Genomic DNA, 7777 nt, shown 5'->3' on the forward strand with positions numbered 1-7777 from the left:
TATTCATACTAAAGTGTTAAAAATAATATTTTTTATACTTTTCTAAATTATCAGAGAAAAATGAATTTTATATCTCATAATATTTTATGTATAATTATCCTTTTGTTTTTATCATAAAATAGCACTCTCTTCATAATAAAAATATGTAGGCTAAAATGAGTGCAAAGGTTAAGAAAGTATGTTACGATACATTTTGCTAAAAATAGATATCGGTAAAGAGGGGACGGACATGGCAGCAATTCAGGCAAAAAACGGGCCTACTGAGAAATTAAGTTTATTCTTATTAACATGGCCTATTTTTCTAGAAGTTTTTCTTTTTATGTTAATGGGGATCGCTGATACTTTCATGTTAAGTGCATTATCAGACGATGCTGTATCTGGGGTTGGTGCAGCGAATCAATATCTTCATATTGCGATTTTGGTATTAGAAGTCATCGGGAACGGCGCTGCTATCGTTGTATCTCAATACCTCGGTTCCAAACGCTTTATGGAAGCATCTAAAATATCAGCATTAGCCGTCACATTAAATTTAATAGTTGGGCTCGTTATAAGCGCTGGTTTTCTTTTATTTTCGAAACATATGATGCTCGCAATGAACTTACAAGGCGATGTACTAACGTATGCGCAAAACTACTTATCTATCGTCGGAGGAGCCATCTTCCTACAAGCTATTATTAACTCATTAGCCGCAATTATCCGTGTACACGGTTTTACAAAGCAAGCGATGTTTATTTCACTCGGAATGAATATGATTCATATCGCTGGAAACTACGTACTCATTTTCGGGAAATTTGGTTTCCCTGAGCTCGGTGTACAAGGGGCTGCAATTTCTTCCGCTATCAGTCGATTGATCGCACTTATTGTTTTCTTCTGGTTACTATACCGCGTTATGGAATATCGTGTGAAATTACAATATTACTTCACTTTATCCAAAGAATACATTGGGAAAATTTTAAAAATTGGCATTCCATCTGCATTTGAACAAGTGATGTATCAAGCTTGTCAAATCGTCTTCCTTTATTACGCAACGTACTTAGGAACGGAATCATTAGCTGCTAGACAATACGCTACTAACATTTCCATGTTCACTTATTTATTTGCAATTGCAATTGGTATGGGAACAGCCATTATTATTGGCCGCCTCGTTGGTGGTGGCGAAAAAGATGAAGCATACGAACGCTTGTGGAAAAGTGTAAAATGGGCAATTGGTGTAACTTTATGTATGGTCGCTCTCGTTATTACATTCCGTACACAATTAATGGGACTGTTTACAGATAATCCGCACATTATCGGGTTAGGCGCAAGTGTTCTTTTACTAAGTGTACTACTTGAAACGGGACGTACGATGAACATCGTCATCATTAATTCGCTTCGTGCAGCTGGTGATGCAAAATATCCTGTTTTAATCGGTGCATTCTCTATGGTGTTAATGAGTTTACCACTAGGTTACTTTTTCGCCTTTCATTTAGATATGGGGCTCGTTGGTATTTGGCTAGCAATCGCCATCGACGAATGGACACGTGCCATTATTATGTTCTTCCGCTGGAAAAGTAGAGCATGGGAGCGTTATGCGCTTGTTAAACCTGAAGAACAAGAGGAGAATGTTTCTGTTCAAGTTCAGTAATTTTGCATATGAATATCACTAATGATACATGAGATTTATATCGGCGATTCTTTAAATATATCGACTGACCGACAAATGTATACAATTCTTTTATATAGTAGAAAAAGAGCCATCCTTCCATAACAGAAGAATGGCTCTTTTTCTTATTGATAAATCTCTTTATATTTCTTGTACTCCGCTTCCGAACATAGTACGAAATGTCCTGGGCGAATTTCACGCATTGTTGGTGCTTCACTACCATAATTATGCTGTGATGGATCATATACGATACGTTTACGATTGCGCTCATAATCTGGATCTGGAAGTGGAATCGCTGATAATAGTGATTTCGTATATGGATGAATTGGATTCGCATATAATTCATCACTTGTTGTTAACTCAACGATTTGGCCACGGTACATTACACCAATACGGTCACTAATGTATTTTACCATTGATAAATCATGGGCGATGAATAAGTATGTTAAACCTTTTTCTTTTTGTAACTTTTTCAGTAAGTTTACAACTTGCGCCTGAATCGATACGTCAAGTGCTGAGATCGGCTCATCGGCAATGATAAATTCTGGGTCTACAGCAAGCGCTCGAGCGATACCGATACGCTGACGTTGTCCACCTGAGAATTCGTGTGGGAAACGGTTTGCGTGCTCTTTATTTAAACCAACTGTGTTTAATAGTTCATGAACACGGTCCATGCGCTCTTTTTTACTTTTCGCTAGTCCGTGAATATCGATACCTTCTGCAATAATATCCCCTACTGTCATACGAGGGTTTAATGATGCATATGGATCTTGGAAAATCATTTGCATTTTACGGTTGAATTTCTTCAGCTCTGCGCGTGATTTTTTACCATGTACATTTTCACCATCGAATAACACTTCACCAGCAGTTGCATCATATAAACGAATAATCGTTCTTCCAGTTGTCGATTTACCACAACCTGATTCTCCTACAAGACCAAATGTTTCTCCGCGGTAAATATCAAATGAAATATCATTAACCGCTTTGACAACACCACCACTTACGTCGAAGTGCTGCTTTACATTTTTTACTTCAATTAATTTCTCACGTTGTTTAGTCATGTTGTTCACCTGCTTTCATTTGAAGAATGCGTTTTTCAACGACTGCCGGCGGTTTTACTTCTGGAGCTTGCTCGTGAAGTAACCAAGTTGCCGCATAGTGCGTATCACTTACTTTAAATAAAGGTGGGTCCATTTCAAAATCAATTTTCAGTGCCTGTGGGTTACGTGGTGCAAAAGCATCTCCCTTTGGCGGCTTCAATAAATCTGGAGGCGTTCCAGGGATTGCATATAACTCTTCTTCTGAACCATCTAAACTTGGCATAGATGCGATTAAACCCCAAGTATATGGATGTTTCGGATTGTAGAAAATTTCATCTACAGTTCCAATTTCAACAACTTTACCAGCGTACATAACTGCCACTCGGTCCGCAACGTTTGCTACTACACCTAAGTCATGCGTAATGAAAATGATTGCTGCTTCTGTTTTTTGCTGAATGTCTTTCATAAGTTCTAAAATTTGCGCCTGAATCGTAACGTCTAGCGCTGTTGTCGGCTCATCGGCAATTAATAATTTCGGGTTACAAGCTAACGCCATCGCAATAACTACACGCTGTCTCATACCACCTGAGAATTGGTGAGGATATTGTTTTAAACGAGCTTCTGGATTTGGAATACCTACAAGGTCAATTAACTCTAAAGCAACTTTACGTGCATCTGCTTTACTCATCCCTTGGTGTTTAATTAGACCTTCCATAATTTGATTTCCAATTGTCATCGTTGGGTTTAATGATGTCATTGGATCTTGGAAAATCATCGCAATATCTTTACCGCGTACTTGCTGCATTTCTTTTTCTGTTAATTTTGTTAAGTCACGACCTTCAAATACGATTTCACCATTTTTAATGCGTCCAGGAGGATTCGGAATTAATCCCATTAACGCTTTAGAAGTAACTGATTTCCCTGAACCAGATTCTCCTACAATCGCCAATGTTTCTCCTTTTTTCAAATCAAAAGTAACGCCGCGTACAGCTTGTACTTCACCTGCATGTGTATCAAAGGAGACTTGTAAATCTTTTACCTCTAACAATGTTTTCATCTTTGCCTCTCCCCTCTTTTACTTACGCATTTTTGGATCTAACGCGTCGCGTAATCCGTCTGCCATTAAGTTAAACGCTAAAATTAATATACTGATGACAACCGCAGGGATGAACATCATATGCGGATACGTTTGAATAGATTTATAACCATCATTTACAAGAGAACCTAGTGACGCAAATGGTGGCTGAATTCCTAAACCGATGAAACTTAAGAACGCTTCACCAAACACCGCTGATGGAATTGTAAACATCGTCATTACGATAATAGGTCCCATTACGTTTGGAATTAAATGTTTCACAATTAATTGTGTATTTGTTGCACCTAATGTACGAGATGCTAATACATATTCTTGGTTTTTTAACTTTAAGATTTGTCCACGAACAATACGCGACATCCCTATCCAACCTGTAATCGCCATCGCCAGTGTAATTGACCAAATACCAGATCCCATAATGATTACCATTAAAATAACGATGATTAAGTATGGAATACCGTTAATAATCTCCATAATACGTTGCATAATGTTATCTACTCTACCGCCGTAGAATGCTGAAATACCTCCGTATGCAACCCCAATTACTAAGTCAATTGCTGCCGCTAAAAGAGCGATATATAATGATACGCGTGTACCTTCCCATGTTCTTGTCCATAAGTCACGGCCAAGGTCATCTGTACCAAACCAGAAGTACTCTTTAATATCACGTTTTTCATATTGGTCAACACCATATTGATCTGTACCGTCAAATGGTAACCAATGAACATTTTCAATAACTGGAATTTTTGGTGGTAATTTCGCACGACCTAAATCTTGCTCTTTATACGAGTGTTTACTTACCATCGGTCCAAAAATCGCTAATAGCGCAATGATAACTAACAATACAAGGCCAAGCATCGCACCTTTATGTTGGAATAAACGTCTTCTTACATCTTGCCAAAACGTTAAGCTTGGACGGGCAATGACTTCATTATCAACATTATTTTGATTGGCTTGTTGAAATAAATCTGGAGATAATTTTTGTACATCTTTCATCATTTTTTCCCTCCCGCTAAACGAATACGAGGATCAATAATTCCGTATAAAATATCGACAATGAAAATAACTAAAATGAAGATCGCACTATAGAAAATCGTAGTTCCCATAATAACTGTATAGTCATTTAAAGTAATCGATTTAACGAATTGTTCCCCAAGTCCTGGTACAGCATAAATTTGCTCGATAACAAGTGTTCCTGTAATTAATGCCGCAACCATTGGTCCTAAAATTGTTACAACTGGAATTAACGCGTTACGAAGTGCATGTTTGACAATGATAACGCCTTGGCTAATTCCTTTCGCTTTCGCTGTTAAAATGTAATCGGCTTGCATAACTTCAATTAATTCTGCACGAGAGAAACGTGCGATTGTCGCGATAACTCCCATCGATAATGCAATTGTAGGCATTACAGTAAACTCTGGTCCTTTCCAGAATGCTACTGGGAACCAGCCTAGTTTTACCCCTACGAAATATTGCAGTAATGCGGCGAATACGAATGATGGTACCGACATTCCGAGTACCGAAATAACTGTTGCACTATAATCTACCCACGTATTATTACGAAGTGCGGCAACAATACCTAAAATTAAACCGATAAATGTTCCTAATATAATCGCTTGTAAACCTAATTGGGCTGATGGTCCAATACGATCCACAATCATGTCTGTTACTGGGCGGTTATCATATTGGAATGATACCCCTAAATCACCTTTTGCTAAGTTACCTAAGTAACGTGCATATTGAACTGGTACCGGATCATTCAATCCGTATTTTTCAAGAATGATTTCTTTTTGTGCCGGTGATAGCTTCTCCTGGTTTTTAAGCGGAGAACCTGGAAGTAATTTCATCAAAAAGAAAGTCATTGTAGTAATTAAAAATAATGTCAAAGCCATGTACACGAAACGTTTTAATACATAACGTCCCATAGTCAAGCACCTCCCCGTTTTTCTCAAAAGCAATAAGATAGTTTAAAATATTCTCACTTTTATTTTTTTAAAATAAGAGCATATGCCCATCATAGGCATATACCCTTGTAAACGATGGAAAAAAAGATTATTTTTGTTCAACAGATGCCCATTTGTAAGTTAATTTACCACCATAGTTAATTGGGATAATATCTTTTACGGCACCTTTTACTACATACGCTGAACCTTTTTGGAAGATTGGAGTGATAACTGCATCCTCTTTAATTAACATCTTCTCTACTTCTAGAAGGTTGTCCCAGCGAGCTTGTAAATCTTTTGTATCTGTTTTAGCTTTTAGGATTAACTCATCATATTTCTGATTAGAATACCCTGTTTTATTTTGAGAACCATTCGTAACAAACATATCTAAATATGAGATTGGATCTGGGAAATCTGGTCCCCAAATACCAAACGCAATATCATATTGCTGAGAATCTTCTAATTTATTTTTTTGTGCGAATGGTTGCTGTTTAATTTTAATTGATAAACCTGGTAAGTTCTTTTCCATCTCACCTTTTAAGAATTCCCCAACTTTTTTAGCATCTTCATTATCAAAGTTTAAGAATTCTAGTTCGATTTTATCAGTTCCAAGCTCTTTCTTCGCTGTTTCCCAAAGCTTTTTTGCTTCTTTTGGATTTGTTTCAACTAGCTTTCCATTTTCAGCTCGGAAATCTTTTTTATTTGGACCTTCAGCGAAATCTTTTCCAACAAATCCGTAAGCTCCAATTGCGCCGTTATTTAAAATAACTTTTGCAATGTTATCACGGTCAAAGGACATTGAAATTGCTTTTCTTAAGTTTTTATTACTTAAGTACTGATTACTTTGATTAAATCTTAAGTAAGCAACCCCTGCCTCTTTTCTTGTTTGGAACTCTGGGCTTTTTCTAAACTTATCAACAAATTCAGACGTTAAAGCCGCCCGATCAATCGCGTTTGTCTCATATAAATTTACATCAGTTGCTGTATTTTTTACAATATTAAAGTTGATTTCTTCGATTTTAACCGTTTTATTATCCCAATATGAAGGATTCTTCTTGAATTGGAAACTTTGTTCATGTTTCCAATCACTCATAACGAATGGACCGTTATATAATGTTGTATTTGCCTCTAAACCAAATTTATCACCTTGTGCTTTTACAAAGTTTTCATTTAGTGGGTAAAATACTGGATAAACTGTTAAATCGATAAAGTAAGGAACGGGATTGTCTAATTCTACTTCTAATGTATAATCATCAATCGCTTTTACACCTAATTGGTCAGCAGGTAATTCTTTTTTATGAATTTTCTCTGCATTTTTAATATCGAACATAATGTATGAATACGTTGCTTTTGTATCTGGATTTACTGCTCTTTTCCATGAATACACAAAGTCTTTAGCTGTTACAGGTTCCCCATTCGACCATTTCGCATCTCTTCTTAATTTAAATATGTATTTCTTCCCATCATCTAGCTTTTCGACATCTTCTGCAACTCCAGGCATTCTCTTTTGATCTTTGCCAATACGATATAAACCTTCCATCGTATTATTTAATGCTGTAGAAGATGAAGAATCAGATGCTAATGATGCATCCATTGACGGAATTTCAGATAACTCTGTTAAATTAAGAATCTGTTTTCCGTTACTACTACTCGTAGCGTTCTCTTTCCCTTTTGCTTTTGCGTCATCTTTTTGGTAGCTACACGCGCTAAGCAACATACTTGCAGTTAAAGTTGATGCAAGTAATAACGGTATCTTTTTCTTCATGTTGTGTTGCCTCCCCTAATTGCACTTCCTGTACCCTCACTTGTTAAAAAGTAGAATTGAAAGAATAATCTCCAAGTTTCTACAATTTTCATTATACATATAATATAACAATTGTGAATATAGTTTTTTGTTTTTTTGTTAAAATTTTTAATAAAATATTTATATTTTTAATTTTTCGTAAAGGGATACATTAACATTGCTACCATCATCTTAAAATCAGACCTTTAATTGCGTATAATTTTCAAAAAATTAATCCTAGTACTTATTATAGCTTTTATAGTATAATAATTCTAG

General features: G+C 36.3%; 6 protein-coding genes. 1 reads left to right on the forward strand and 5 read right to left on the reverse strand.

What is annotated here, in order from left to right; translation table 11 throughout:
• Positions 1–178: 178 nt before the first annotated feature.
• Positions 179–1624 (forward strand): MATE family efflux transporter, encoded by a 1446-nt coding sequence (locus ABWK52_RS08215; RefSeq protein ID WP_009327244.1) that lies wholly within the window; start codon positions 179–181, stop codon positions 1622–1624.
• A 143-nt stretch (positions 1625–1767) separates the two neighbouring features.
• On the opposite strand, the gene ABWK52_RS08220 is transcribed toward ABWK52_RS08215, so the two are convergent.
• From ABWK52_RS08220 to ABWK52_RS08240, 5 genes are all read right to left on the reverse strand, one after another.
• A complete protein-coding gene (locus ABWK52_RS08220; RefSeq protein ID WP_000166348.1) occupies positions 1768–2703 on the reverse strand; it encodes an ABC transporter ATP-binding protein in 936 nt (311 codons plus the stop codon).
• The gene (locus tag ABWK52_RS08225) at positions 2696–3739 is read right to left on the reverse strand and encodes an ABC transporter ATP-binding protein (protein ID WP_000854346.1); all 1044 of its coding nucleotides are present in this window, start codon (positions 3737–3739) and stop codon (positions 2696–2698) included. Before ABWK52_RS08225 ends, ABWK52_RS08220 begins: the two co-directional genes overlap by 8 nt.
• An 18-nt stretch (positions 3740–3757) precedes the next feature.
• Positions 3758–4774, reverse strand: a complete 1017-nt coding sequence (opp3C, locus tag ABWK52_RS08230) for an oligopeptide ABC transporter permease (RefSeq protein ID WP_000974106.1) — start codon at positions 4772–4774, stop codon at positions 3758–3760.
• Entirely contained in the window at positions 4771–5700 is a 930-nt protein-coding gene (gene opp3b / locus ABWK52_RS08235) for an oligopeptide ABC transporter permease (RefSeq protein WP_000534172.1), read from the reverse strand. Before opp3b ends, opp3C begins: the two co-directional genes overlap by 4 nt.
• 127 nt (positions 5701–5827) lie before the next feature.
• Positions 5828–7483 (reverse strand): peptide ABC transporter substrate-binding protein, encoded by a 1656-nt coding sequence (locus ABWK52_RS08240; protein WP_000727219.1) that lies wholly within the window; start codon positions 7481–7483, stop codon positions 5828–5830.
• Positions 7484–7777 lie beyond the last annotated feature (294 nt).

The sequence above is a fragment of the Bacillus sp. AP50 genome (assembly GCF_040492675.1).
Lineage (GTDB): Bacteria > Bacillota > Bacilli > Bacillales > Bacillaceae_G > Bacillus_A > Bacillus_A cereus.